The 25,553-nt window shown below is 71.4% G+C and carries 25 protein-coding genes; 4 read left to right on the top strand and 21 right to left on the bottom strand.

Going from position 1 to position 25,553, the window contains the following annotated elements; translation table 11 throughout:
* Nucleotides 1-174 precede the first annotated feature (174 nt).
* Both DXK32_RS18515 and DXK32_RS18510 read right to left on the bottom strand, forming a co-directional pair.
* The gene (locus DXK32_RS18515; RefSeq protein ID WP_035678890.1) at nucleotides 175-603 is read right to left on the bottom strand and encodes a DUF1489 family protein; all 429 of its coding nucleotides are present in this window, start codon (nucleotides 601-603) and stop codon (nucleotides 175-177) included.
* Between the two features lie 102 nt (nucleotides 604-705).
* Entirely contained in the window at nucleotides 706-1,011 is a 306-nt protein-coding gene (locus tag DXK32_RS18510) for an acyl carrier protein (protein ID WP_348981599.1), read from the bottom strand.
* A 150-nt stretch (nucleotides 1,012-1,161) separates the two neighbouring features.
* On the opposite strand from DXK32_RS18510, the gene DXK32_RS18505 reads away from it, so the two are divergent.
* Nucleotides 1,162-2,061, top strand: a complete 900-nt coding sequence (locus DXK32_RS18505) for a DMT family transporter (protein WP_114859865.1) — start codon at nucleotides 1,162-1,164, stop codon at nucleotides 2,059-2,061.
* Between the two features lie 18 nt (nucleotides 2,062-2,079).
* On the opposite strand, the gene modC is transcribed toward DXK32_RS18505, so the two are convergent.
* The 19 genes from modC to DXK32_RS18410 form a co-directional block, all read right to left on the bottom strand.
* Nucleotides 2,080-3,171, bottom strand: coding sequence for a molybdenum ABC transporter ATP-binding protein (gene modC / locus DXK32_RS18500; RefSeq protein ID WP_114859864.1), 1,092 nt, complete (start codon nucleotides 3,169-3,171; stop codon nucleotides 2,080-2,082).
* Complete coding sequence (gene modB, locus DXK32_RS18495) at nucleotides 3,168-3,836, bottom strand: molybdate ABC transporter permease subunit (RefSeq protein ID WP_035678881.1); 669 nt, start codon at nucleotides 3,834-3,836, stop codon at nucleotides 3,168-3,170. Before modB ends, modC begins: the two co-directional genes overlap by 4 nt.
* Before the next feature lie 34 nt (nucleotides 3,837-3,870).
* Nucleotides 3,871-4,617, bottom strand: coding sequence for a molybdate ABC transporter substrate-binding protein (gene modA, locus DXK32_RS18490; RefSeq protein ID WP_114859863.1), 747 nt, complete (start codon nucleotides 4,615-4,617; stop codon nucleotides 3,871-3,873).
* 25 nt (nucleotides 4,618-4,642) lie between these two features.
* Nucleotides 4,643-5,434, bottom strand: a complete 792-nt coding sequence (locus tag DXK32_RS18485) for a TOBE domain-containing protein (protein ID WP_114859862.1) — start codon at nucleotides 5,432-5,434, stop codon at nucleotides 4,643-4,645.
* Nucleotides 5,435-5,851: 417 nt separating this feature from the next.
* Nucleotides 5,852-6,583: an SIMPL domain-containing protein gene (locus DXK32_RS18480; protein WP_114859861.1), complete on the bottom strand. Its 732-nt coding sequence runs from the start codon at nucleotides 6,581-6,583 to the stop codon at nucleotides 5,852-5,854.
* Nucleotides 6,584-6,679: 96 nt separating this feature from the next.
* Complete coding sequence (locus DXK32_RS18475) at nucleotides 6,680-7,621, bottom strand: hypothetical protein (RefSeq protein WP_114859860.1); 942 nt, start codon at nucleotides 7,619-7,621, stop codon at nucleotides 6,680-6,682.
* Between the two features lie 26 nt (nucleotides 7,622-7,647).
* Nucleotides 7,648-8,235, bottom strand: a complete 588-nt coding sequence (locus DXK32_RS18470; protein ID WP_114859859.1) for a TIGR00645 family protein — start codon at nucleotides 8,233-8,235, stop codon at nucleotides 7,648-7,650.
* Nucleotides 8,232-8,789, bottom strand: a complete 558-nt coding sequence (locus DXK32_RS18465) for an Hcp family type VI secretion system effector (RefSeq protein WP_114859858.1) — start codon at nucleotides 8,787-8,789, stop codon at nucleotides 8,232-8,234. The genes DXK32_RS18470 and DXK32_RS18465 overlap by 4 nt, the downstream gene beginning before the upstream one ends.
* A gap of 3 nt (nucleotides 8,790-8,792) precedes the next feature.
* Nucleotides 8,793-9,893: a type VI secretion system protein TssA gene (gene tssA, locus DXK32_RS18460; RefSeq protein WP_247877225.1), complete on the bottom strand. Its 1,101-nt coding sequence runs from the start codon at nucleotides 9,891-9,893 to the stop codon at nucleotides 8,793-8,795.
* 8 nt (nucleotides 9,894-9,901) lie between these two features.
* Entirely contained in the window at nucleotides 9,902-14,038 is a 4,137-nt protein-coding gene (locus DXK32_RS18455; protein WP_114859856.1) for a type VI secretion system protein, read from the bottom strand.
* 15 nt (nucleotides 14,039-14,053) lie between these two features.
* Nucleotides 14,054-14,935 carry a DotU family type IV/VI secretion system protein gene (locus tag DXK32_RS18450; RefSeq protein WP_114859855.1) on the bottom strand — a complete coding sequence of 294 codons (882 nt, stop codon included), beginning with the start codon at nucleotides 14,933-14,935 and terminating at the stop codon, nucleotides 14,054-14,056.
* A gap of 8 nt (nucleotides 14,936-14,943) precedes the next feature.
* On the bottom strand, nucleotides 14,944-16,287 hold the full coding sequence (gene tssK, locus DXK32_RS18445; RefSeq protein ID WP_114859854.1) for a type VI secretion system baseplate subunit TssK: 1,344 nt from the start codon (nucleotides 16,285-16,287) through the stop codon (nucleotides 14,944-14,946).
* 27 nt (nucleotides 16,288-16,314) lie between these two features.
* Complete coding sequence (locus DXK32_RS18440) at nucleotides 16,315-16,764, bottom strand: hypothetical protein (protein WP_114859853.1); 450 nt, start codon at nucleotides 16,762-16,764, stop codon at nucleotides 16,315-16,317.
* Between the two features lie 5 nt (nucleotides 16,765-16,769).
* The gene (locus tag DXK32_RS18435; protein ID WP_114859852.1) at nucleotides 16,770-17,531 is read right to left on the bottom strand and encodes an SPOR domain-containing protein; all 762 of its coding nucleotides are present in this window, start codon (nucleotides 17,529-17,531) and stop codon (nucleotides 16,770-16,772) included.
* Nucleotides 17,532-17,748: 217 nt separating this feature from the next.
* Nucleotides 17,749-18,264, bottom strand: coding sequence for an SPOR domain-containing protein (locus tag DXK32_RS18430; protein ID WP_114859851.1), 516 nt, complete (start codon nucleotides 18,262-18,264; stop codon nucleotides 17,749-17,751).
* Nucleotides 18,265-18,274: 10 nt separating this feature from the next.
* A complete protein-coding gene (locus DXK32_RS18425; RefSeq protein ID WP_205215761.1) occupies nucleotides 18,275-18,874 on the bottom strand; it encodes a lytic transglycosylase domain-containing protein in 600 nt (199 codons plus the stop codon).
* Nucleotides 18,871-20,889, bottom strand: coding sequence for a PP2C family protein-serine/threonine phosphatase (locus DXK32_RS18420; RefSeq protein ID WP_114859850.1), 2,019 nt, complete (start codon nucleotides 20,887-20,889; stop codon nucleotides 18,871-18,873). The genes DXK32_RS18425 and DXK32_RS18420 overlap by 4 nt, the downstream gene beginning before the upstream one ends.
* Nucleotides 20,886-22,829 (bottom strand): hypothetical protein, encoded by a 1,944-nt coding sequence (locus DXK32_RS33185; RefSeq protein ID WP_247877224.1) that lies wholly within the window; start codon nucleotides 22,827-22,829, stop codon nucleotides 20,886-20,888. Before DXK32_RS33185 ends, DXK32_RS18420 begins: the two co-directional genes overlap by 4 nt.
* Nucleotides 22,826-23,578 (bottom strand): hypothetical protein, encoded by a 753-nt coding sequence (locus tag DXK32_RS18410; protein WP_247877223.1) that lies wholly within the window; start codon nucleotides 23,576-23,578, stop codon nucleotides 22,826-22,828. Before DXK32_RS18410 ends, DXK32_RS33185 begins: the two co-directional genes overlap by 4 nt.
* Before the next feature lie 182 nt (nucleotides 23,579-23,760).
* Between DXK32_RS18410 and DXK32_RS18405 the strand changes: the two genes are divergently transcribed.
* The 3 genes from DXK32_RS18405 (at nucleotide 23,761) to tssB (ending at nucleotide 25,541) form a co-directional block, all read left to right on the top strand.
* The gene (locus DXK32_RS18405; protein WP_114859849.1) at nucleotides 23,761-24,075 is read left to right on the top strand and encodes a hypothetical protein; all 315 of its coding nucleotides are present in this window, start codon (nucleotides 23,761-23,763) and stop codon (nucleotides 24,073-24,075) included.
* A 128-nt stretch (nucleotides 24,076-24,203) separates the two neighbouring features.
* Entirely contained in the window at nucleotides 24,204-24,839 is a 636-nt protein-coding gene (locus tag DXK32_RS18400) for a hypothetical protein (protein ID WP_236778238.1), read from the top strand.
* Between the two features lie 168 nt (nucleotides 24,840-25,007).
* Nucleotides 25,008-25,541, top strand: coding sequence for a type VI secretion system contractile sheath small subunit (gene tssB, locus DXK32_RS18395; RefSeq protein ID WP_114859848.1), 534 nt, complete (start codon nucleotides 25,008-25,010; stop codon nucleotides 25,539-25,541).
* The last annotated feature ends 12 nt before the right edge of the window (nucleotides 25,542-25,553 follow it).

The following is a 25,553-nucleotide window of genomic DNA, read 5'->3' as shown; positions in this document are numbered from 1 at the left end:
AGATTGTCTCTGTGTTCCCGACCCGTCGGCGCCTCGTTGGCGGCCACCGCGTCGGTGGAGGGGGTTATAGGCGCCTCTCCCACAAACACGCAAGCGCTTTTTTGACAGGGTGATGAAAATTCTGCCCGATCGTGAAAAATCAATGGGTTGGCGGGCCGCAGCCGGGCGAAACGATTACAGCAGGCCGAGAGACCGCAGTTCGGCGGCCAGATGAGCCGGCAATTCGTCGCCCTGCCCGCCCGCTTCGGACAGGTCCCTGGGCGCCGTTTCCGCATTGAGATAGCGCCATCCCTGGAACGGGCGGTGGGGCGTCGGCACGGTGGCGACGAGCTGCGGGTCCATTCCAAGAATGCAGCAGCTCTCCCCTTCCTCGTCCACGGTGGTGTCGATGGCGATCACCCGCTGGCGAGCGGCGACGGAACCGCGGACCACCCAATAGATCGAACCGCCGGCGAGAATTTCCTCCCCGCGCTTCGGCACGCGGCGCGTGAAGACGGGAATCGTCGTCCGACCCTCGACGGTCTGCGCGCGGCGCGCCTGCACCGCCGCCAGATGGTCGAGGTCGTCGATCCCGACGGCGAGCTTGATGAGATGCAACGGCATGAAAGGCTCAGGGAGAAAGGGTGACGGGATGGGTTCGCTGCCGCAGATGGGAATCCGCGGCGGCGTTTCCAGCCATGCACTGTAGGGAACGAGCCGCGCGGGTCAGGCCGGCACGTTGTTGAGGGAGCGGCAGCGCTCCTCGAACGGCGGCGTGACGAAGTCCGGCTTCTTGAAGAGGCCGCGCATCCAGGCCGTCAGCGTGCAGAGGTCTTCCAACCGCACGGTTTCGTTCAGGGTGTTCTCGGGAAAGGTCAACTCGAAGGTTTCGGCGATGTGGTCCAGAACCTGTTCGAGCTGTTCGGCGGTGAGGCCGATTCCGCCGTCCAGCACGGCGTTGCGGGTCAGGACCTTTTCATCCACGCCGTATTCGTCACGGATCAGCTTCACGATCCAACGGAACAGATGCATCCAATTGGTGATCCCGAGGATCGGCTCCGACATACCCCGCCCCTTGTGTACCGCGACCTTGGCGCGAAGAATGACACGCATTCTTTGCAAATTCATTGCGTGAAAATGCCGCTTCCGTAAGACGGCGGCGGCGCTCATAGAATGCGGCCCATGCGCGCCGCTTATCTCAACCTCGCCCTGTCGATGACCCTGGTCGGCCTGTCCGTTCCGGCCTCCAAGGTGATCGTATCCCATATCCCGCCGCTTGTGGCGGCGGAAATGCGCTTCGCCCTGGTCGCGGTGCTTCTGGCGCCCTTTGCCCTCAGGGGTGGAGCAGCGGCGCTGCCGCGCAACAATCGGGACTGGATGAGCCTCGCCCTGCTCTCCCTGTTCGGCATGGTGCTGTTCAACCTGTTCCTTCTCTATGGGCTGCGCGAAACCAGTGCGGTGGCCGCCGGGATCATCACCAGCACCATCCCGGCCATGACGGCTCTCGGGGCGGCACTGATCCTGCGCGAGCGGATCGGAGCCGGCAGCGCAGCGGCCATCGCCTTGGCGGTCGTTGGCATGGTCGCGCTGAATCTGCGACCGGGCGGCGGCGGTGGCCCCGACGATTCCGTCGTCGGCAACGCGCTGGTGCTGGGCGCGGTGGTGTCGGAGGGGCTGTACGGAGTCTTCGCCCGGCAGCTCGGCGGGCGCATTCCGCCTTTGGCGCTGACCTGTCTGGCGAATGTGCTGGCCACGGCGATGATGGCGCCGGGTGCGCTGGCGACGCTGGGCGGCTTCGATCCGGCCGCGGTGCCCGGCTGGGTCTGGCTGCTGTTCGTGGCGTCCGGCCTGACCGGCGGTTTGCTGGCGGTGGTTCTGTGGATGCGCGGGATCGCCCATGTCCCGGCCAACCGGGCCGGGCTGTTCACCGGGCTGATCCCGGCGGCGGGCGTGCTGGCCGCCGTGCTGTTCCTGGGCGAGGCTTTCACGCTCGCCCACGCCGCCGGGCTGCTGTGCGTTCTGTTCGGGATCGCGATGGGAACGGGGGCGCTGCGCCTGCCCAAGCGCTTTACGCCGGGCTAAGCGCAGCGCCCATCCGAATCACATCGTTTCCTGGACCAGGGCCACACCCTTGACCTGGGCATAGACCGGCTGGCCCGGCGACAGGCCGAGGGCGTCCCAACTCTTGCGGGTGACGCGGGCGAGCATGCGCGCGCCCCTGCCCTCCTCGCCCAGGGCCACGACGGCCATCATCTGCACCTCGTCCTGCCGCTCCGCCGCGACGATGCGGGCGGGGAGCGCGTTCAGGATGGTGCTGCCCTCCGGCGGGTTGCGGGCGAGGCTGACGTCGGACGCCGCGATGCGGGCGCGCCTCGCCGTGCCCTGCGGCCCGAGGTCGCCCGGAACGAGCAGATGGCCGCCGTCCAGCCGCAGCAGGGTCAGGCCGTAGGCGTCCTCCCGCCCGGCCACCACCGCGGGCAGGGTCACCCCGGCTTCGGGCATGCGGGCGATGGGCAGGGTGGGATCGGCCTGAAGCTCCTGCATCGGGCCGGCGGCGACGACGCGCCCCTGGCGCAGCAGCACCAGATGGTCGGCCAGCCGCTCGACCTCCGCGATGTCGTGGCTGACATAGAGGACGGGGACGGACAGGACGCCATGCAGCCGCTCCAGATAGGGAAGAATTTCCTCCTTGCTGAAGCGGTCGAGCGCCGCCAGCGGCTCGTCCATCAGCAGCAGGCGCGGTTGCGAGAGCAGCGCGCGGCCGACGCCAACCCGCTGGCGCTCGCCGCCGGAGAGATGCTCCGGCGAGCGGTCGAGCAGATGCCCAAGCCCCAGCAGGTCGACCACGTCGTCCAGGCGGATGTGCTCCGGCACGCCGCGCCCCACCGTCCGGCGATGGCCGAACAGCAGGTTGGTGCGCACCGACAGATGGGGGAACAGGCTGGCTTCCTGGAAGACGTAGCCGATGGGCCGCTTGTGCGTCGGCCGGAAGGTCCTTCCCTCCTGCCAGACGTCGCCGTCCAGGGCGAAGCATCCGTTCAGCCGCTGCAGCCCGGCCGCGCAGCGCAGCACCGAGGTTTTGCCACAACCGGATGGACCGAACAGCGCGGTGATGCCGCGGCCCGGCGCCTCGAACGCCACGTCCAGGGCGAACTGCCCAAGCGTCCCGTGGAAATGCACCGACAGGCTCATCGCCCGCCCCGCCCGATGCGCTTCTCCAGCATCATCATCGTCAGGATCACCGTGAAGGAGAAGACCAGCATGCCACCGGCCAGCAGATGGGCCTCGTCCCATTGCAGCGTCTCGACATAGTCGTAGATGGCAACGGAGAGGACCTTGGTCTGGCCGGGGATGTTGCCGCCGATCATCAGGACGACGCCGAACTCGCCCATGGTGTGGGCGAAGCCCAGCACGGCACCGGTCAGGAAGCCGCGACGGGCCAGCGGCACCGCCACGGTGAAGAAGGTGTCGAGCGGCGAGGCGCGCAGCGTCGCCGCCGCCTCCAGCGGGCGGTCGCCGAACGCCTCGAAGGCGTTGCGGATCGGCTGCACCACGAAGGGCATGGAGTACAGCACCGACCCGATGACCAACCCTTCGAAGGTGAAGGCCATGGAGCGGGCGCCCCACAGGGAGGCCAGCCAGCCGCCGGGGCCGTTCGGCCCCAGCAGCATCAGCAGGTAGAAGCCGAGAACCGTCGGCGGCAGGACCAGAGGCAGCGCCACCACCGTGGCCACCGCCTCCTTCCACCAGGCCCCGGACCGCGCCAGCCACCAGGCCAGGGGGGTGCCGACGATCAGCAGGATGACCGTCGTCAGTCCCGCCAGCTCCAGGGTCAGGATGATCGGTTGCCAGCTCATCGGCGGGCTGTCCTTCCCAGGGAGGCCGGCATGGTCAGTTCGGCGCCCGCGTGCCGTAGCCGTACTTGGAGATCACCGCGGCGGCCTCCGGCCCCTTCAGGAAGGCGAGGAAGGCCGTGGCGGCCTCGTTGCCGGCGCCCTTCTTCAGCAGGACGGCGTCCTGGAAGATCGGGTCGTGCAGCGCCTCCGGAACCGGCCAGCGCGTGCCGTCCGGCTTGGCGATCACCTGGGACAGGGCCACGAAGGCCAGTTCGGCGGCGCCGGTCTCGGCGAACTGGAAGGCTTGGGCGATGCTGTTGCCCTGGACGATCTTCGGTTGGATCGCCTCGTAGACGCCCATCTTCTTCATCGTCTGCACGGCGGCGAGGCCATAGGGCGCGGTCGCCGGGTTGGCGATGGACAGCTTCTCGAAGGCGCCCTTGCGCAGCGTGTCCTCGCCCAGCGGCGCGTCGCTGGCCTTGGTCCACAGCACCAGACGGCCGACGGCGTAGGTGAAGCGGGAGTCGGAGACGGCGAGCCCCTCCTCCACCGCCTTCTTCGGCGTCTCGTCGTCGGCGGCGAGGAAGACGACGAAGGGCGCGTCCTGCTTGATCTGGGCGTAGAACTGGCCGGTCGCGCCGAAGCTCAGGACGGCCTTGTGGCCGGTCTTCTGCTCGAAGGCGGTGGCGATCTCCTTCGCCGGGGCGGTGAAGTTCGCGGCGACCGCGACGTTGAATTCGTCGGCATGGGCCGTCGCCGAGACGGACAGCAGCGCGACGGCGGCAAGCAGGACACGCGTCATTCGAAAAACTCCTTCCGATCTATCGTCAATCCACCGCAAGAATGATGTGCGATGCGTCGATCAGCGCGCAGGCCGGATCGCCGGCCTTCAGGCCGATGTCGTCGGCGCTGCGCAGCGTGATGATGGCGGTCAGCGTCTTGCCGCCGCCGATGTCCAGGGTGATCTCGCTGTTGACCGCGCCGTCCTCGCGGCGGGACACCACGCCTTCCACGCGGTTGCGCATCGAGGTGCGCTTCGCCTCGTCCGCCGGGGCGAGGATCACGAAGGGCGCCTTGATCAGCGCCGTCGCCGCGCGCCCCGGGAACAGGCCCAGGTCGCGCACGCTGTCGCGGGTGATGATCGCCACGATCGAGGTCTGGTCCGAGACGGCCAGGGTGACTTCGGCGTTCACCGCCCCGTCGGTGATGGCGGCGACGGTTCCGCGAAGGGCGTTGCGGGCACTGGTGCGCATGAAGAATCCCCACATCAGGCTGGCCGCCGACAGGCCGGTGCCGTTGAGTTCCGGTTCCAGCACCTGGAAGGCGCGGACCATCTCGCTCTGCAGGCGGTGGAAGGTGGCGACCAGCCGCACGCCGTCCGGCGTCAAGGCGGTTCCGCCGCCGCGCTTTCCGCCCGCCTGCGCCTCGACCAGCGGGCGGCCGAACAGGTTGTTCATGGCGTCGATGGCGTCCCAGGCCGCCTTGTAGGTGACGCCGACCGACCGCGCCGCTCCGGAGATGCTGCCCTCGCGCCCCACCGCCTCCAGCAGCCGGATGCGCTCCGCGCCGATCGGCGACGCGTGCGGCCCGGCGAACGACACCTGCGGTTGGACGGACATGAGCGGGCACCCCGAATTCGCTATATACGATGGCTATATAACCATGCTCGGCACAGGTGAACTAGCTCTTTCTGCCCAAACCATCATTTTTCGAGGAATATCGGCAAGGAGGTGCGGAGAGCCGATCCGAACAGTCGCTCAACCCACGAAATGCATCGTGCAAACGATGCACGACAACTGCCCATTCTGCCGATTTTCTGAGCGTAATTTGGCACCGGGCGAAGGTTTATTGTTCACTTGGCGGCGCAATCGACGGATTACAGAAACAGGATTGTCGGCTTCCGCGCCATCACGATCCATAAGCCACACGCAGGCCGTGCCGCCCGCCGCCTTTTGGGCAGGGGACGGCCGGATGGGGCGAATCCAATATGTAGGTGATCTATACAGCGCGAGGGCGGGCGGAGCGCCGCCGCCCCGTCAATCCACCAGTTCCCAGTCGAGGGTCGACACGACGCGGACGATCTTGTCGATCTGCCGGCTTTCCATGATGCCGGGGGCCTCGTCGCGGGCGAGGATCTGGAACAGGCCCTGGTTGGCGCGGCGGATGCCGCCCAGCGTGGCGCCGCTGTCGGTCGCGAACTGGGTTGCCGCCTCGCGCGCCTTGGCGGTCGCCTCGGCGATCATCTCGGTCTTCACGTCGTTCAGCCGGGTGAACAGGTAGTTGGGGCCGGAGCCCATGCCCGGCTCCCCTCCCAGGGTCACGCCCTGGTCGAGCAACTCCGCCAGATTCTGGCTGGCGCGGTCGACCCGCTCCACGTCCGGGCTGCGGATCATCAGGGTGCGGGTGAGGATGTAGCGCTGGTCCGCCGGCCCCTGGCGGTAGGCCTGGGCGAGCAGGTCCACGAGATCGAGCGAGCGTGAGACGACGGCGTCGGCGCCCAGCCCATAGCGCTCCAGAAAGGCCAGAACGGCCTTCTCGTCCGCCGCCGTCTTCGCCTGGACGGCGGACAGGTCGTCGCCGGTGGCGACGAAGCGCACCGGCCAGAGCGCGAGGTTGGCCTTGACCTCGCGCTCGGCGGAGCCCTTCACGGTGACGAAACGGTCGGCCAGCCGGACCTGGGCGACCTCGCGCCCCGCCGTCCACCCCGCCACCGCGATCCCGATGGCGAGAAACGCCGCAGCCGCCAGCGCCGTCCGGTTTCCGATCATCCCACTCTCCCTCATCGCTCTTCGCGGAGGATGACGGAGGATTGTGGCGAAGCTCAGGCCGGAGCGGCGCCCCCCAACTGGATCACGGCGCCGGGCTCACACCGCGGTCAGCCAGACGCACAGCAGCAAGTAGGCGACGGGGAAGACCACCAGGGACCAGCGGTCCAGGATCAGGGCCTTCGCCGCGTTCCGCTCGTAGATCATCAGCGACACCGCGCTCTGCATCAGGCTGAGGAAGATCATGCCCATGGAGGCGAGATTGACCCGGTCCGACAGGGTGAAGCCGCTGCTGCGCGGCAGGTCGCTGGCGATGACGAAGTAGCAGGCGACCACGGCGAACAGCGCGCCGATGCCCAGGCCGAAGCGGGGGTCGAGGTCCACCGGCTTCACCAGGAAGGCCAGGAAGGCCACCAGCGAGGAGATGAAGATGGTCGAGAAGGTCTTGATGTAATAGACCGAATCCGGCCGCTCCAACGTGATCGCGTGGGTGTAGCGGGAATAGACGGACTCGTGGTTCTTCGGCAGGGTGATGTCGCCGTAGTTGGTGCGGTAACGGTGCGCCGAGATGGTGGCGCCGTTGTTGATCAGCGTGTAGCCGGAGACGTCGACGTCGGGATCGACGGTGCTGTTGTCGGTGTCCGGCACGTAGACCACATATTCCGCCGTCTGGTCGCTGTCCTCGATCACCAGACGGATGGTCTGGGTGTCCAGCGGAAAATGGCTCACGTCCCAGGGCTGGTTCAGAACGGCCTGGACGCGCGCCTGCCCGTAGTTGGTGTCCTTCAGCTTGCGGACCGGGGTGGGCGTGCGGGATTCGATCCGCCCGTTCATCAGCTCGAACGTCTCCAGCGGGTTCAGGGAGTCGTCGTCCCAGCGGAACCAGACGTAGAAGTCCACATTGACCTGATTGTCGCGGAGATTCACCCCGGTGATCTGGTTGACGTAGGTGCCGACCACCACCTTCGCCGGTTCCGCCCGCGACGCTCCGGGCAGGCCGGTCAGAAGGATGGCGAGGAACGCCAGCGCGTACCGAATCATGATGCCCTCTCCTTTCCTGCCGGATGTCAGTGCGCGTGGCTCTTCTTGACCAGCACGTCCATGGTCGCCAGCAGGACGCCGGAGACGATGAAGGTGATGTGGATGGCGACCAGCCACATCAGGTCGCGGTCGGAGACCTCCGACACGTTCATGAAGGTCTTCAGGATCTGGATGGAGGAGATCGCCACGATGCTGGCGATCAGCTTCACCTTGAGCGCGCTGAAATCCAGCTTGCCCATCCATTCCGGACGGTCGGCGTGGCCGGCGACGTCGATCTTCGAGACGAAGTTCTCATAGCCGCTGAAGATCACCATCAGCACGAGGTTGCCGACCATCGTCAGGTCGACCAGCCCGAGCACGATCAGGATGATGTCGTTCTCCGTGCCGTGGAGCAGAAGCGGCAGCGCGTGCACCAGTTCCAGCGCGAAGCGCCAGCCGATCATCAGCAGCGCGCCCACCAGACCGACATAGAGCGGCGCCAGGAGCCAGCGGCTCTGGAACATCACCTGCTCCAGGAAATGCTCGGCCCGGCGCGCCGGACCGCGGCGCCCCTCGCCGTTGCGGGGCAGGAGGGTGGTGTCGCCGCTCAGGGCCGACGGGTTGGACTGGGTCATGACTTGCTCGCCAATGTGATGTCGCCACGGATTTGGCCGATTTTCCGGCCGTCGATCTGGTGCTGGTAGGTCATCTGCAGCTGGTCGAAGGCCAGCGAGATGGTCTCGGTGCCGTTGCTGCTGTCGTCGTTGTCGACCGACAGCACATATTCGGTGATCTGCGTGTTCTTCAGGATGATGGTCAGGTACGGCTCGGCGAAGATGTCGCTTTCGCCAAAGAACTCGCCGCCCTGAAGCTGCGCGAAGGTGCGGAAGAAATGGATGGTCGCGGTGACGTCCTTCTTCTGCGGATCGAAGGCCGCCTGCATCAGCTTGGGCGAGGCGAGGTCGAAGTGACGCTCCAGCTTCAGGCTGTCGACGCCGAGCTTGTCCTGCTTCTGCGCCTTCCGGCTGCCGAAGTAAGAGTTGTCCTCGATCGGGTCGTCGTAGTTGAAGCCGCCGACCTCGCGCTTGCCCGACGACAGGTCGAAGCTCACGCACTCGGCCAGATTCTTATAGTTGCGGATCAGCGACTCGCCCTTGATGCCGGGGTAGTCGAGCAGGATGCGGGGCATGGCTCAGCGCTCCTCAAGACGCAACAGGCCGAAGATCCGCCCGACCTCGCCGCGGTCGCCCAGCAGCTCGGCGTACAGCTCCGGCAGGGACAGGTTCCCCCAGGCGGCGGCGCGGCGGACGAGGTAGGAGGTCGGGCTGTGCGGCTCCTCCCGTGCCAGGAAATCGGCGATCTGGTGCAGCATCGCGTAGGCCTCCTGCCGGGTCCGCGGCCCGCCGGGGCGGGCGAAGGCGGCGGCGGGAATGATCTCGGCGGACGCGTCGATGGTGGCTTCCTCCCCGCCTTCGGTCTGTTCCGGCGCGGCGGAGGCACCGTCCGGATCGATGCCGCGCTTGGCGAGCGCGTCGCGGTGGAACTGGATCAGGCTTTCAAGGGTCTTCAGAAGCTGGCTGAAGCCGGGGGCGGAGCGGCCGGCCACGGCGTCCAGCTCCGCCGCCAGCGTGCGCACCGCCGTCACCGTATCCCGCAGATGGCCGTGCTGGGTCTGGTAGAAGTCCGGTGGGGTGCGGTCCTGGGCGGCAAGGATCTGCTCGACCGTCACCTCCCCGTCGTCCACCGCCTCGTGGAAGGCGCGCGGATCACGGGTGGCGAGCTTGCGCAGACGCTGGGCGTTCTGCCAGTCCTGGAAACGGTGCGTCTCGTCGGCGTGCGGCCCCGGCTGGGTGATGGCGGTCGCCATCAGATCGCGCGACAACTGGCTGTCCAGCCAGACCAGCGGCGCCAGCCGCGGCTCCGGATCGCCGTCGTCCAGGCGTGGGTAGAGGCCCTCCCAGAAATCCTCGACCAGCCCGTGGACCAGCAGGAGTCCCGGCGCCAGCCCCACCGGGCCGTGCAGACGGCCCAGCGCCTGGACCAGCCACGCCGCGACCTGGAGGTCCTTGGTGCGGGTCGTCAGCAGGTCCGACGCCTGCTGGACAACGCCCTTCCAGTCGGCCTTCTTGACGGTGGTCTGCCAGATGCCCTGGTCCAGATCGTCGTCCATCCGGCGCGCCTCGGTCAGCGCGTCGAATTCCGGGCCGTGGCGCAGGTCGTCGCCCGCCGGATCGTCGCCGGGGATGGGCTGGAGCAGGGCGCCGATGTCGATCAGCGGGTGGGATGCGGTCATTTGGCTGCTCACGGGAAGCGTTGGGCCGCGGGGCGGAGCATCGGGGGCTGGGACGGGGCGGTGCCCAGATCGAAGAAGGCGCGATCCGCCGGAGCCACCGCCCCGGAGGGCGCCGGCCAGCCGGCCAGACCCGGCATCCGCCGCATGCTACCGACCGGGGCCAGCGGCGGCGCCTGCGCGGGCAGCGCCGGCACGGCCACCTTCTCCTCGCGCGGCGGCTTGCCGTCGGCCAGGACGGTGCGCTTGACCGCCAGAGTCATGAAGACCCGCACGTTGGGCTTCACCACGGGTTGCGGCGCCGCCTGGACGGCTGGAGCGATCGGCGTCGGGGCAGCGGCGGCGGCTTCCTTGACCGGGCCGCTGGCCGTGGCCTCGAACAGCAGAAGCGGCTCGGTGTCCGGGCCGGGGCGGCGGTCACGCTGCGGCGCGGCCTGCCGGGCGGCCAGAGCGAACAGCGCCCAGGGACCGTCATAGTCGAAACGCAGCGAGGGTCCGTCCACCGTCACCCCCGCACCGACGCCGGAGACCGGCAGCACCGTACCGTCCTTCGCCCAGCGCAACGTCAGGCTCAGCTTGTCGCCCGGATACCAGCGCAGCGGCGTGCGCGGCAACATGCTGGACAGCGCGCCATTCGGCGTGGCGAGCTTCCATTCGATGATGTCGCTGCCCCCGGCCTCACGCCCGCGGTTGACGCGGAAGGCGGGGTCGAGCGCCAGACCGCCGCTCTGGTCCGGGGTCACCGCGGCGATCAGCAGCGGGCGCGCCCGCTCCATCGTCTCCACGAAGCGCAGCGCCTCGCGTCCGGCGCTGCCGAACCGCTCGCCGCGGCGCAGCCCCTCCAGCACGAAGGCCGAGCGCGCGTCGAACCGCTCGTAGAAGGCGCGCACCGCCGCCGGATCGGCGTCCTCGCCCGGCACCGCGGCGGTTGCGAAGGGGAAGCGGCCGGCCAGCATCTCGTTGAAGGACGCGGCCATGTCGACGTAGGCGTCGTAGACGCGGGCGTCGGCGGCCAGCACGCAGCGCGTGGCGATCCACTGCTTCAGCTCGGCCAGACGGCTGCGGAAGAAGTCGTCCGGCACCCCGTCGATGGCGCCGAGATTCTGGCAACCGGCGGCGTCCACGGCGGCGCTTTCCACCGTCACGAACTTCTCGAGCTGCGCCAGGGAGCTGTTCGGGCGACCGCCGTCGTACTTGTCCAGTTCGGCGATGATGCGCGCCCATTTGGCGGCGGCGCCCGAACCGGTCCCGGCGCCCATCACCGGGCGCTCCAGGATCTCGACCACCGGGGCGGCGATGTCGCGGGCGAGCACCGTCACCTCCTGCCGGGCGTTGCCGAGATAGAGCGCCAGCCCGGCCGGCGTGGTCTGCCCGAACAGCAGGTGCGGCACCAGCGGCCCGTCCACCCAGACGTCCAGCGCATGGGCGTCGGGCCGGTAGAGCTGGTCGCCCTCCAGCAGCCGGTCGGCCTGGACCAGCACGGCGTTGGCCTGCCGGGCCACCGTGTCGCGGATGGTGTCGGCGGAGGTGGTCAGACCGATCTGGCGGAAGGACTGCATGGTCTCGGCCAGCACCGGAAAGGCGGTGCGCAGCGCGTGGGCCGAGGTGCGGAGCTGCGCCAGCCCGCCCGCCCGGTCCACGCCGCCCGGAGCGGGGCTGCCGGCCAGGGCGCGGGCGAGGATGCGCTCCACCCCCTGGCGGAGCTGGTGCTGCGCCGCCGTCCGCATGGAGGTGCGCAGCATGGCCGGCGCCTGCGGCAGGTCCTTGGCGTCGAACAGCAGATAGTCCTCGACCAGCGGTGGGATGCTGTCCAGGGCGGCGCGGTCCCAGCCGGCGCCCACGGCGGGCATCGCCAGCGCGCCGCTGTCGTCCGTCTTCATGAAACGGCGGGCCATCCACACCGCCAGGGTGCGGCGGAGCTGTTCCGCCGCCGGGGCCAGCCGGGCGCCGCCATTCGGGGCCTGCTCCAGCAGGCGGCCGATCACCGAATCCAGGCTGCGGGCACCGACTCCCGCCTCGTCGTAGCGGCGCTGCGCGAGGTCGAGGATGTCGGCGCGCAGGGTGGGGCCGAGCAGGTCGGACTTCTCCAGCCGGCCGAGCAGCGCTTCGAACTCCGGCGGCAGGACGGGGCCGTTGGCGCCGATCCAGGCGCCGCGTTCCGCTCCCAGGCCGCGGGCGGCGTCCTCCAGGCTCGACAGCACCTCGGCGTAGGCCGCCGCCGCGTCGGCGCCGGAGCGCGCCCCGCCGGCCAGCAGTTCCAACTCGTTGGCGGCGACCGACAGCCTTGCGGCGGCGAGGCCGCCCATGGCGAGGTCGCGCAGATAGGCGTCGGCGTATTGCCGGAAGCGACGGCTGACTTCGGCCCGGTGTGCGGTCAGGTCGATGGGGCGTTGCGCCCCTGGTCCCGGCGCCGGGATGGCGGTGCCGCCCGGCGGCTGGTCGATCTCCCAGCCGTGCAGCCGGGCCGAAAAGCCGCGCGCCACGCCGGAGCCCAGGGCGAAGTCCAGCACATCGTCCAGCGGCAGGGTCGGGTCGCGGGCGTCCACGTTGTTGTAGGCGCGGGCCAGTCCCTCGGCGATGCTGATTTCGCCCGCGAAGGCGCGCAGCCGCTCGAAGGCGCCCGCCCCCGCCGGCCCCACCCCGCCGTCGCGGGTCAGGCGGCGCAGCCGGTCCTCGGCGACGTCGCGCACGGTCGACAGGGCCAGCCGGCGGTAGCCGACGGCCAGCGCGCCCGACACCGAATCCGGAACGCCGCTGATCCAGGCGGCCGGAAGCGGGTTGAAGGTCCAGTCGGTGGGCAGCATGGTCACGCCCTGCACGAAGCGGGCGGCGGGATCGCCGTAGGCGGCGGTCATCGGCGCCCCGGCCTCGACCGCTGGGCGCTGGTCGGCGAGCTGCTGCAGCCCGCCCGGAATGTCGGCCAGGACCGGAACCAGCCGGTCCGACAGGGTGGAGGCGCGCTGCACCCCCATCCACAGCAGCAGGACGGCGGCGACGGCGGCGACCCCGGTCCCCACCGGCCAGGAGTAGCGGCGCCACGCGCGGGACGCCGCCAGCGCGCGGGTCGGCTTGGGCAGCCCGGCCTCGGGGAAGATTTTGCGGTTCAGCAGGTCGCGCCCGAACAGCGCCGCCGCGTCGGGATCGGGGCGGCCGGTGAAGTAGAGGCCGCGCACGTAGAGAGTCTCCTGATAGGCGGTGCGCTTGAAGGCGGTGCCGAGCAGGGCGCGCAGCGCCGCCTCCGTCCCGGTCAGCCGCTCCGTCAGGGCGAACAGCGGGGCGCCGTCCGGCGCGGCCGCAGCACCGAACACCTCCAGCTCCACCGCCAGCAGCCCGTCCGCCAGCGATTGCAGCGCCTCGCTTACGAAGTCGGGCGAAAAGGCGGTCTCCAACGCGTAGGGGCTCGACCAGCCGAGCATCCCGCCGGTCAGGGACGGCGGCAGAGCCTCGGCCAGCGCCGCGAATCCGGGAGCCTCCTCGCAACCCGTCACCACCACATAGACCGGCAGCGCGAAGCCCAGCGTGCGCTGGATCTCCCACAGCCGGGCGTACAGCTCCGTCCCGCGCGCGGTGGCGCGGCGCACATCGTCCAGCTCGGCCAGCGGAACGGTGAGGATCAGCCCGTCGGCGGGCAGCATCGGGCGGCGGCGGCCCAGCAGGTCCAGCACGCCGGCCCAGGCGGCGCGGGGATCATCGACGTCGATGACCACCGCCCGGTCGTAGAAGCGCCAGGAGAAGCCGGCGTGCCGCTCGGCGGTCACCGGGGGGCGCACCTCGTCCGCGCAGGATAGCAGGCCGGCGTCGTCCGACGCGGCCACGCCGGTGCGCAAGTACCAGGGCACCAGATAGACGTTGCGCGACAGCGTCTCGCGATAGGCGGCCAGACCGTCGCGGAACAGGCGGCGGATGTCGCGGATGGTGACGTCCGGCGCCATCGCCGCGAGCGCCGGAACCGACCCACCCTCCTCCGCTGCCGCGTCGGGCGGCGGCAGGGCGGCGGGCTCCGCCGGGGCGGGCGGCGCCGCGCTGCGGGCGCGCAGCAGGATCGCCGCCATCACCGCGATGATCAGCAGCACGAGGACGAGAAGCCCCGCGAAGACCCAGATCTGGTTGCCGGCGATGCCGGACAGGACCGCTGCCAGGAGTTCCATGACCGTCCTCTCCCGTCAGCGGGTCACGCGGACCGATGCCTGAAGCACCGCGTCCGCCGCGTTGGAAAGCTGCGCCGTGGACATCCACCAGAGCGCCTGACCCAGCACCAGCCACAGCCCGGCGATGGCCCCCAGCACCAGCGGCCAGCGCGGCCCGCGGGCCAGCGTGCGCGCCTTGCCGTCGGTCAGCGTGTAGGCGTAGGCGGCGGGGATCAGCGTCCGCCCGCCGGGCAGCACGCCGGCGCCCAGCTCGGACTCGCGGCCGGCGATGAACTCGAACAGCCGGGCGCTGTAGTCGCGCAGGGTGGACTCGCCGCCCGGCACCCGGCAGCGCCCCTTGAAGCCCATGCCGAGCACGCAGAGATAGACCGCCGCCAGCTGGACCAGCCGCCGGTCGTTGCTGGCGAGCAGCGCCTCCATGCGGTCGAACACCCGCTCGCCGGCCAGCCGGGTGCGGAACACCGCCTGCTCCAGCAGCACGCTGCGCCACAGCTCCCGCCCGTTCCACTCCACGTCGTGGATGAACAGGTCGTCGGCCAGCGCCGCCATGGCGTATTGCGCCTCGCGGTGCTGGCTGATCATCAGGTCGGTACCGGTGCGCCCGACCTGGACAGCCTGCGCCTCCAGAAAGTCCTGAAGGCGGCGGATGATGATCTCGGCGTCGGGCTCCAGCGCCAGGGCCGGCACCGCCGCAGCGGCGCCGCGCGGCGCCGGGGTCGCCAGGGCGTCCTCGGTCAGGAAGGCCGGCAGGCTGTCCGCCGTCTCCCCGGCGGCGCCCTCGGGCTTCGCGGCGGCGGCGGGACGGCCCGCGCCGACCGCGGCGCGGTGCGTCCGGAGTTCCCGCGCGAAGGCGAGGAAGTGATCGACCAGATCCCGGCGGTGCAGCATGGCGGTCATTCCCAGCCTCAGGCGCTGACGAAGAGGGTGATCTCGACGGGGCGGAAGCGGCTGCCCAGCGAGTCCGGATTCCAGATCTCCAGCCGCTCGCCGGGGACGATGTAGCGGGGATCGACCTTGACCTCGAACGGCACCACGCCGCGCGGGGCGGCCACCCCGCCCTCGCCGCTGTCGTCCAGCGCGACGCGCTCGGCCCCCTTGACGCGCAGGCCGGACAGCGTCTCCAGCCGCGAGCGCGAGGCGACGATGCAGTTCTCCATCCAGGCGGCGACCTCGCTGACCGGGGCCGACGCCGGGCCGCGCACGCCGACGACCAGCCGGCCCTTCAGCCAGGCCTCGTCCATCGGCAGCCCGAACATGCCGTCCTCGAAGGTGAAGGGGATGCGGGCGACGCCCTCCTTCACGCGGTCGATCATGCGCAGGATGAAGTCGCGCACCTCGCCGAAGCTCGCCATCGGGTCGTCGTGGTCGTAGCGCGACAGCTTGGCCGGCACGGCGCCGCTGGCGAAGGCCGACAGGTGCCCGGCCAGCGTGCACAACGACATGTAGACGTCGAAGGGGTGGCAGACGCCGACGCCGAGCTGCGCCTCCAGCGGCGGCAGGCCGGTGACGAGGCTGCGGATCTCCGCCCGCGCCGCCTCGGCCAGCTCGGTCGCCGGGTTGCCGTTGCCCACACCGGAGCGCTCGGCCAGGAACAGCGCCTTCTCGCGCACGCGCCGCACCACCTCCGCCCCCAGCCGGCCGAGCGGCGCGTTGGCGGCGACGGTCAGCGCCGGCGGCACGAAGTCGGTCAGCACGAAGGCGTCGTTGCGGAAAGTCGCCTGCGCGATCGGCATGGAGACGAACTTCTGCGGCGGCTTCTGCGTCGGGCCGGTGGTGGCGAACAACGCCGGACGCGGGCGCAGCCGGGCGATGGACAGTTCCTCCCCGCCATGCTGGTCGGCGACCGGCGCGCCCTCGACCGAGACGTAGCGCGGCGTTTCTCCCGGCCCCGGCGCGCGGTCGCCGCGGGCGGCGGGAACGATCAGGTGGATGGTGATCTGCGTCTGCCCCACCGGGTCGGCGTAGGCGGAGATATCCACCTCCAGCGGCTCGTCGGTCCCGGCGCGGTAGTCCACGACGAGGCCGTCGGGCAGGATCGCCTCCAGCTCGCGCACCTGGACCAGCCCGGAGACGAGCTGCACGCGGTCGACCTGGAGATGGACGACGCCCCAATGGAAGGGCCGCGCCTGCCGGACATGGTAGGTCAACTGCCGCTCGTGCCGCAGCGCCTGCTGCTGGAAATGCTGCGGGGCCAGCAGCATCCCGTCGTGCCAGTCGATGGCGTCGGGAATGTCGCGCGCCTCGGTCATGCGGTCCTCACGGAGAAGGAAAGAACATCACGGAACCAGTTCGACATCCTTGTCCCCGGCGGTGAGGGTCAGCGTTCGTGTGTCGGGCACGCGCAGGCGGTGCGGCCCCGGCGTGGAATAGTTGGCGAAGACCAGCAGGGCCCAGGCCGGCTCGCCCGGCGGCAGGTCCGCCTTCAGCGTCTGGCCGGGGACCAGTTCCCAGCTCGTCACGCCGAGCGTGGTCGGGTGGTCGCGCATGGACTGCTCGCGCTGGCCGAACCATTCCGCGGCGGTCAGCGCGCCCAGCTTGTCCACCAGCGCCTTGTCGCGGACGGCAACGAGGTCGATGGCGACCGGCGTGGTGTCGTTGGCGGCCGGGGCGACCGTGAAGGACACGCTGTCCAGCGCGGCGCGCGGCTTGTCCGCGCAGCCGGCGACCAGCAGCGCCAGCGCCAGCGCGCCGGCAAATCCCACTCGTTTTCCGTTCACCGGAGTCATGGCGTTCAGCGCTCTCCCGCTTCGGCAAGGGTGACGACGGTCCCGGACACCCCGTTGGCCCGCGTCAGCGCGTCCAACGCGCGGGCGGCCTCGTCGGCGGCGGCGTAGCGTCCGGTGCGCACGGCGTAGGGGGCGTTGCCGCCCGGCAGCGGCGCGAAATCGACCGTGCCGCGCACCCCGCGCTGGGCGGCGGCGGCGGCGAAGGACTCCGCGTTGGCCGGGGTGGCGAAGCGCCCGAGTTCGATGGCGTAATGGCGGATCGGCGCCGCCCCGTCTTCCTTCATGGCGTCCAGACGGTCGTTCAGCGTGTCCTCGACGACGCCTTCCACGCTGTTGCCGGCGAATTCGGTGACGCGGTAGCCGGTCTTCTCGATCACGTGGGCGGCGGTGCCGGCCATCCAGCCGGGCAGGAAGCGGCGGGCCGCGTCGGCGGCGCCGCGGGTCACCGGCTCGGTGGCCGAGATCGCCCGTCCGCGCGCCTCGTCGCTGAACATGTCCGCCGTCTCGATCACGCCCTGGCGGGCCTCGAAGCTGTCGGCGACGTTGCGTTTCGCCATCCCGGCCAATCCGCCGCCCGCGGCCGGCGCCGCGTTGGATGATGATGATGCCGTGACGGGAGCCGGGAGCGAGGCCACCGGCGCGTCGCCGTCACCGGTCAGGATCAGCGCCGCCATCACCGCGCCCAGCAGCAAGGCCACGACGGTCAGCACGGCGACGCCGGCGGCCAGAGCCGCCACCTGCCATCGTCCGAGCGTGATCGTGGTCATCGCGGGAAATCCTGGGGAAGACACCATCGGGCGGACCGCCCGCCGTGCAGGGCGGCGGCCCAGCCTGATAGAAGCATCCCGGCGGCCCAAATCCGCGCGCTGTCTGGTTCGTTCTGGCGTAGTCCCGCCGGGGTTTCGCGGCGGCGGCCCGGAAGCCCGCCGCGGCCTGCGGAGAAGCCCGCAAATCCGGCGGGTTACCCCCTTGGTCCGAACTGGATCATTCGCCGCCGCCGGCCTTCGCGGGCAGGGCGGCGGCAAGCGGCTCCTCGACCACCACCCCGCCGATCCCGGCGGTCCGCTCGAAGGACGGGCGGCGCGCCTCGGCCTGCCAGCGGTCGGCGAAGGCGCCGGCACGCACCCGGTGCCACTGCCCTCCGGCGGCGTCCATGGTCTCGACGATCTCCACCGGAAGGCCCCGCCCGGCCAGCACCGTCGCGAAGTCCTGGGCGTTCCCGGCGGAGCGGAAGACACCGAGTTCGATGGAGAATCGCGCCGTCGTCGCCTTCACGGACGCGACCGGACGGACCGGAACGGCGGCCGGCGCGGCCGCCTCTGGCTCGGCCTTCGCCGCCTCCTGCGGTGCTGCGGCCGGGGTGGCGGGCGCCGCCTTCGCCTCGGCGGGCGTGGAGTCCTCCGCGCCTCCCGGCACGCTGCCGCCGGCCAGGAAATAGCCCCCCGCGAAGGCCACGAGGAGGAGGAGCAGCGCCAGAACGCCGATCAGGAGTTTCTTCATGGCTCCGCGCTCACGAGTCCGGGCCGCCGCACAGCCGGCGCATCTCCGCCGTCTCGCGCTGGTAGCCCAGCCGCACCCGCCGATCGAGCACGAGGCAGAGATAGGTGTCCTGCGCCGTCGGGTCGCTGGCGTGGTAGCGGCGCACCGCCTCCGTCCAGGAGCCGTGGCGGTCGTACAACTCCCGCAGGAAGCGGGCGGCGTAGGCGACGTTGACGGCGGGGTCCAGCATGTCCTCGCCCCCCGCGAAGGAACCGGCGTGCCAGCGCGTGTGGATCTGCATGCAGCCGACCGCCACGTCGCCGCGCAAGCCACCCTCGTCGTCCTGCATCAGCCGCAGCGCCTCGCGCCGCGTCGCCGGGTAATGCGGGCGCCCCGAGACGTTCAGCGCCCAGGGCCAGGGCATCCCGGCCCGCCCGGACTCCACGACGCTCATGGCGTGCAGGATGCCCGGCGGAATGCCGTAGAGCGTCTCCCCGTTGCGCAGGTAACGGCCGCACTGGAACAGCGCGGGGCCGCCGTCCGATGCCGGCGCCACCTCCGCCACCGCCGGCCCGGCGAGCAGCGCGCCCATCAGGGCGAGCGCACCGGCGAGAAGGCCGCGCGCCCTCACGCCCGCACCCGCAGGGCGACGCACAGCCGGTCCACCGCCATCGCGGCGCCGCCGCCATGCTCGGCCAGCCCGGCGGACACCGCCGCGGTCACGCTGGCCGAGGACAGGTCGTCGAGGTTGCCGAGGATGCCGGTCAGCCGCGCCCGCCCGAAGGCGACGCCGAAGCGGTTCTCGCCGTCCAGCAGCCCGCCGTTGCACAGCACCAGCGTCGAGGGCACCGGCAGGTCGAGCGCGGTTTCCACCGCCGTCATCGCGGGATCGAGGCCGAGCGGCGGGTTGGCCGCCACCGGCAGGTCCACGACATCGCCGAAGCGCCGCAGCAGGAAGGGTTCCGGCACGCCCGCGGCGGCGAAGACCAGCCGGCGCGAGCGCGGCGACACGATGCCCATGGCGAGCCCGATTGACAGGCCCGCGGCGTTGTCCGCCGCCAGCAGCCGGTTGGCGCCGGTCAGGCAGGCCGCCGGCCCGAGCCCGGCCGCCGCCAGCGTCCGCAAGGCGGCGCGCGCCGTCACCGTCATGAAGCCCGCCGCCAGCCCGCCGCCCGAGACCTGCCCGATCAGCACCACCAGCGCCCCGTCCGCCGTCAGGAAGAAATCGTAGAAGCTGCCGTCGAACTCCGCCGCCGGGCGCATCAGGCCCGACGCCTCCAGGTCGGGGGCGGTGGTGAGATCGGGCGGCAGGATCGCCGCCTGCATGCGCCGGGCGATCTCGAACTGCTTCTGCAGCTCGACAAGCTCGGTGCGGGTGTCCAGCGCGGACTGAAGCTGGCGGACCATGCCGTCGAGCGCGGTGTGCTGGTCGCGCACGCGCTCGGCCATAACCTCGAAGGCGACGGCGAGCGCGCCGGGGTCGTCGGTGCGCGCGCAGGGCGTCCGGCCCTCCGACGCGGCCTCGATGCGGGCGAGGTCGGCGAGGAGTTCCCGCCGCCCCTGCTCCGGCAGGGTTTCCGACAGGCGGAGCATCTGGCGGCGGATGAAGGACTGCTGGCGCAGCCAGTGGCGGGCGCGCCGCTCCTCGGCGTCGCGCAGCGCGCGGCTGCGGCTGCGGAAGACCTCGACGGTGCGGGCGAGCTGCCCGGCCTCGTCGGCCCGCTCCGCCCCCAGCACGGCGACGCCGGTGTCCCCCGCGGCCAGCGCGGACAGGGCGGACATGGAGGCGTAGACCGGCGTGAAGACGCGCCGGAAATACCAGTCCAGACCCAGCGTCCCCGCCACCAGCACCATCAGCACCACCAGGATGGCCGAGCTGTCGAGAAGGCTGTCGGCCATGGCGGCCAGCGTGGTCTCGCGCACCGTGACGAGGTAGAGCGCCCCCTCCGTCCCCGCCACCTTGGGCAGCCGCAGCTTGCGCACGCCGTAGCCACGGGCGCCGATGGTCGCCCGCGCCTCCTCGCCGCGCTCCGCGGCAGGACGCACGTCGGGCCAGGCCAGCGGCCCGGCGTGGCCGTACAAGGTGCCATCGGCGCCGACCAGGAAGGCTGAGCCCCCGAGAATACCGGCCAGCGCCTCCAGGCTGCCGGTCAGCGGACGGGTGGCGATCAGCGCCCGGTCGGCCGGCCGCTGCGTGCCGAGCGGGCGGGCGAGCAGGAGCTGCGCGGCACCACCGGTCAGCACCAGACCGTCCTGCGTGTCGTTGCGGGCCAGAACCTGCCCGATGCGCCGCTCGTCGAGAAGGCGGATCGGCTGGTCGGCCGGGACGGCGAGCAGGGTCTGCCCGGCGCCGTTGACCACCGTCGCCGCGGTGAAGCCCAGCGCGCCGAGCCGCTCGGCCGCCGCCGCGGCGTTGCCGCGCTCCAGCGCCTCGCTCAGGCGGGGGTCCCCCGCCGCCACCCGCGCCGCAGCGGCGGACTGGTCGAGAAGCCCCTCCCACAGCCGCAGGGTCAGCCGCCCCTCGTCCTCGGCGTGGCGGTCGGCTCCGCTCTCGATGCGCAGCAGGGCGAAGACGGCGGCGGTGACGAGCACGGCGAGGACCACCGCCGCCGCGGCCACCGTCATGCGTTGACGAAGCCCGGTCATCGCGCGGCCTCCCCGTCGAGCGGAAGGCTCCGGCGCGGCACAGCGCGGCGCCACAGCGCAAGCGCCAGAGGCGGCAGGGCTCCGATTCCGGCGAGCAGGGCCAGCGAGGGCAGCAGGCCCGCGGCGACCACCGCGTTGCTCCCGCCGGCCAGCCACAGCGCAGCGAAGGTTCCCGCCAGGGTCAGCGCGGCGCGGACCGCGGTCAGCCCTCCCCAGCCTCCGGACGCCGCGAAGCCCGCGTGCGCGGCGCCAAGAGCCGCGGCGGCGCTCAGCGCGACGGCGGTTCCCGGACCCACCGGGCCGAGCGCCAGAAGCAGCCCGACCGCCGCCGTCCCGCCCAGGCTCATCGCCGCCGCCCCACTCCGCGGGACCAGGAGGGCAACCAGCGCGGCGGCCAGCCAGGCCGGGGTCGCGTGCAGCCAGAGAAGCTCCGCAAGCCGGCGCGCATCCATCGCGCCGCCGCCGTCGGCCCGGCTCAGCGCCGCCATGGCCAGGGCGGTGACCAGCCACAGGCCCCAGCCCTTGGGGCGCGGCGTCCCGTCCACCCACCAACGGTCCATCGCCAGCAGGGCGCGCAGCGTCACACGCGGCAGCGTCAGGCCGGTCCGCCGCTCCAGCCGGACGGCGGCCAGCAGGCCGGCCAGCCCGGACAGCATCCCGCCGGCCACGAGAACGCCGGGCACCGCGCCGCCGATGCACAGGACCGACAGCCCCGTCCCGACGACGAGACCGCCCGCGGCGGACACCGCCGGCCCGGCGCGCAGGCTTTCGGCGGCGGGACGGGCCGCCTGGAAGGGAAGCGCCGCGGCCATCCCACCCAGCACCGCCCCGCTCAGCCAGACCACCACTCCGTCACCCAGCCCGTTCAGCAGCGCCCACGCGCCCAACGCCAGCGCCCCCGCAATGGGCGCGCGGCGGCCGAGCGCCAGAGCGAACGGCACCGCCACGGCCAGCCCCAGGGCCACCCCGCCCAGCGCGACGCCCGGCGGCAGGTGCCGCGCCGCGAACGCGGCGGCGACGGCCGCCCCGACCCCCGCGCAGAAGGCGGTGGCGTAGGGCAGCGACCCGGCGTCCGGCGGCGCCAGCGCGGTCAGCCGGTCGGGCGAGAAGCGCCCCAGCCGCTCGATCCGTTCGATCAGCGGCGCCACCTCCGCCGCCGCGTCCTTGTTGAAGCTGAGGTCGCGCACCTCGGCCAGATAGCTGCGCAGGCGGGCGAAGCGGTCGTTCACCCCGGTCACCACCCGGTTCATCTCGGCCAGCAGGGTACCGATCAGGCTCTGCTCCACCGGCGGGGCGATGCGGTCGTAGACGGAACGCGCGAGGTTGGCCTCCAGCGAGGCCGCCAGCCGCAGCGGCGCCATCACCTGGGCGTTCAGCATGGTGCGCAGCGCCAGCCCGCCGAGCGCCAGCGCGATGCTCAGCGCCACCGCGAAGTCGATCAGGATGCGCGGCGCGTTGGCCGGCTGCGCCACGGCGTTGCGGCCCAGCAGCACCTCGCCCGCCGTGGCGGCGCCCTGCCGGATGGGAAAGCGCTGCAGGACCAGCCCCAGCGCCGGCCAATCGGTTTCCGCCGGCACCAGCCGGACCGACAGGTCCGGGCGCGCCGCGTCGGATTTCTGGTACAGCGGGCGTCCGGCGCCGTCCACCACCAGGATCAGCTTGATCTCTGGGAAGACCGCGCCGGCCTCGCCCAGATAATCCTCCATCCCGGCCATGCGGTCGAGCGGCAGACCGAGCGCCAGCGCCTTCTCCAGGTCATGGGCGATGCCCGTCCCGACGATCTCGGCACGGGAGGCGATTCCCCGGTCGGCCAGCCCGGCCGCGGCGATCAGCGCCGCCGCCAGAGTGGCGAGCCAGGGCACGACGACGACCACCGCCATCAGCGGGATGAAGCGCCGCAACACGCCGCGCTGGGGGAACGGGGTCACGGGGCGGGTCATCGCAGCACCTCCCCGTCGATGCGGGCGGCCTCGGTCTCCGCCGCGCGCAGCCCGGCCAGCACGGCGGACAGCGCCGGGTCGGCCACCGCCACGGCGGCGGGTTCGTCGACCTGGAGTTGCCGAGCCTCGGCGGCGTAGAAGGCCGTCCGCTCCAGAACGGACCGGCAGACGCCGGACAGCAGAAGCCGCGTGCCCAGAACGGCAAGGATCGCGATGGCGGCCAAGAAGACGGCGGTGACCGTCGCGGTCTCGCGCAGCGCGGCCAGAACCTCAACCCGCGCGTCCTGCTGCGGGGCGAGGCCCAGCACGGCGCCGGCGGGTTTGCCGAGGGCGTCGGCCACCGGCACGCCGACCAGCACGCCGTCGCGGTCGGCGAGGTCCCAGGGCTCCGTCGGCAGCCCTGCGGCACCACCCATCCAGGAGGCCGGCACCGGTGTTCCCGCCGCCTGGGCGGTGGCGAACAGCACCGTCCCGCGCGGGTCCACCACATAGAGACGCACGCCTCCGCCGCCGGTGGACGCCACGTCGATCAGCCTTTGCAGGTCGTTCTGGTCGGCAAGCGGAAAGCCGATGGCCGCGCGCTCCGCCGCGCTGGCGGCCACGCGGCTGGCCAGCGCCGACGCGCGCGCGGCGATTTCCGCCGTGTGCGCCTCCGCCACCGCGTTGTGAAAGGCGAACAGGGTGAACGCCTGTCCGCCCACGGCGCACAGCCACAACACAAGCGCCAGACGCCCGAAACCGTAGAGCATGGCCAGCCTCCCAAGGGTCCGGCTATAGCGGCTTTCCGCGGGTGCATCCCGTTCAGATTGGCCCAACTTGGTCTGATCTGCTTTTGCCGCTCCCCGGCCCCTGCGATACTCCCCCGGCCAACCAAGCCAGCCAACCAGACCGGCCAACCAGAAGGGACACGCTCCATCATGACGCGGCCATCATGAACCGGGATGCCCGCCTGCACGCCATCCTCGCCCGGCTGCGCAGCGACTCCCCCGGCGAGCGGCTGGCCGCCCTGTCCGCGCTGGACCGGCTGATGCCCACCGGGACCTCCCTCTACGAGGTCATCCAGGTCGGACTGTTCTACACCGACCGCGGCACCGTCGCCCCCTCGCTGGTCGAGGAGGTGGACCGCCTGCGCGGCGAGGCGCAGGAGGCCGCACGGCGCGAGGAGCGGCAGCGCCGCCGCGTCCGGGCGCTGGAAACCGGCATCCGCGCCGCGCTGGAGGACTTGCGCGGCGGCAGGGACGCCTGACCGCCTTCGCTCCGCAACGGACGCAGTTCCGGCGGCGTGACTCCGGGAGTGGACCAACAAGGCGTTCCGTGGCGGCCCGCCATCGCACACCTTGCGGGGCACTACCGCCGTGCGTACCCGGAGGCCCTTTGCCCACCATCACCGCACCCTGTCAGCATGCCCTGTACGCCGCCGTGGATTCCGCGGCGGCGGCGCGCGGCATGACGGTGCCCGCCCTGATCCGCTCCTGCCTGACTCTGGTCGGGCCGGAGGCGCTGACCCATCTGCCCGACCCCGGCAGCCCGGAGCCGGTGGACGTCTCCCACCGCACCGTGACGCTGAAGAACGGCGGCACCCGCCGCGTGCGGGTCGTGCCGAAGCTGCGCGTGCGCCACGCCACGCCGCTCGACGCGGCGACCGTGCGCAAGGCCGCCTGGGTCGCCGCCACCATCGGCAACGACGACGGCGCGCACCTCATCACCGCGGGCGAGCTGAACGCCGTGGAAAGCGAGATGAGCCGCTGCCGCCTGCGGCTGGAACAGCTGACCGCGGCGCTGGAGACGCTGGCCTTCCGCCCGCTGCGCCAGCCGATCCGCAAACCCTGGCAAGCCACCTACGTGCTGGGCTTCACCCATGAATGGGGCCTCGATCCGCAGGTGGTGAACAGCCGTTTCCGCACGCTGGCCCCGATCTTCCACCCCGACACCGGCCTGCTGTCCAGCGCCGAGCGGATGAGTCAACTGTTGGAGGCCCGCAACTTCCTCTTGCAGCACCTTCGAAGCTGAGCGGGCGATGCTTCGTACACCGGACATTCCCTCCGAAACGGAGGTGTTCCGGGGCGATGTCGTCCAATTGGGGTCCATCTCGGCTGGCCTCCGCGGGGGTGCCTTTCGAATGATGGCGAAGCTCGACAGCCGGCGCGCGACGCGCACAACCCTATGAGGTCGTCAGATATGAGCGAGAGCAGTCAGAAGAAGTTGGAGCGCGTCCGCCCGCCGCGGGTGAAGCTCACCTACGAGGTCCACACCGGCGGCGCCCAGGAGACCAAGGAGCTGCCCTTCCTGGTCGGCATCCTGGCCGACCTCAGCGGCAAGCCGGAGAAGCCCCTTCCCAAGCTGAAGGAGCGCAAGTTCGTCGAGATCGACCGCGACAACTTCAATGACGTGATGGCCGCCACGGCGCCGCGCCTCGCCTTCCAGGTGGACAACAAGCTGCAGGAGGACGGCGGCAAGCTGAACATCCTGCTGAACATGCGCCACATGGACGATTTCCAGCCGGTCGAGGTGCTGAAGCAGGTGCCGACGCTGAGCCGCCTGTTCGAAGCCCGGCAGAAGCTGTCGGACCTGCTGGCCAAGCTGGACGGCAACGACGAGCTGAACGGCCTGCTGAACGACGTCATCACCAGCACCGAGCAGCAGGACGAGCTGAAGAAGCTCCTCGGCCCGGCGGACGCCGCCGCCGGCGAGCCCGCGGGCGAGCCCGCCTGATCCCCCGTCCCG

Origin of the sequence: Azospirillum brasilense (assembly GCF_003349955.1) — a bacterium.
In the GTDB taxonomy this organism is placed as follows: Bacteria; Pseudomonadota; Alphaproteobacteria; order Azospirillales; family Azospirillaceae; genus Azospirillum; species Azospirillum brasilense_B.
This window is presented reverse-complemented; position numbering and strand designations above follow the sequence as displayed.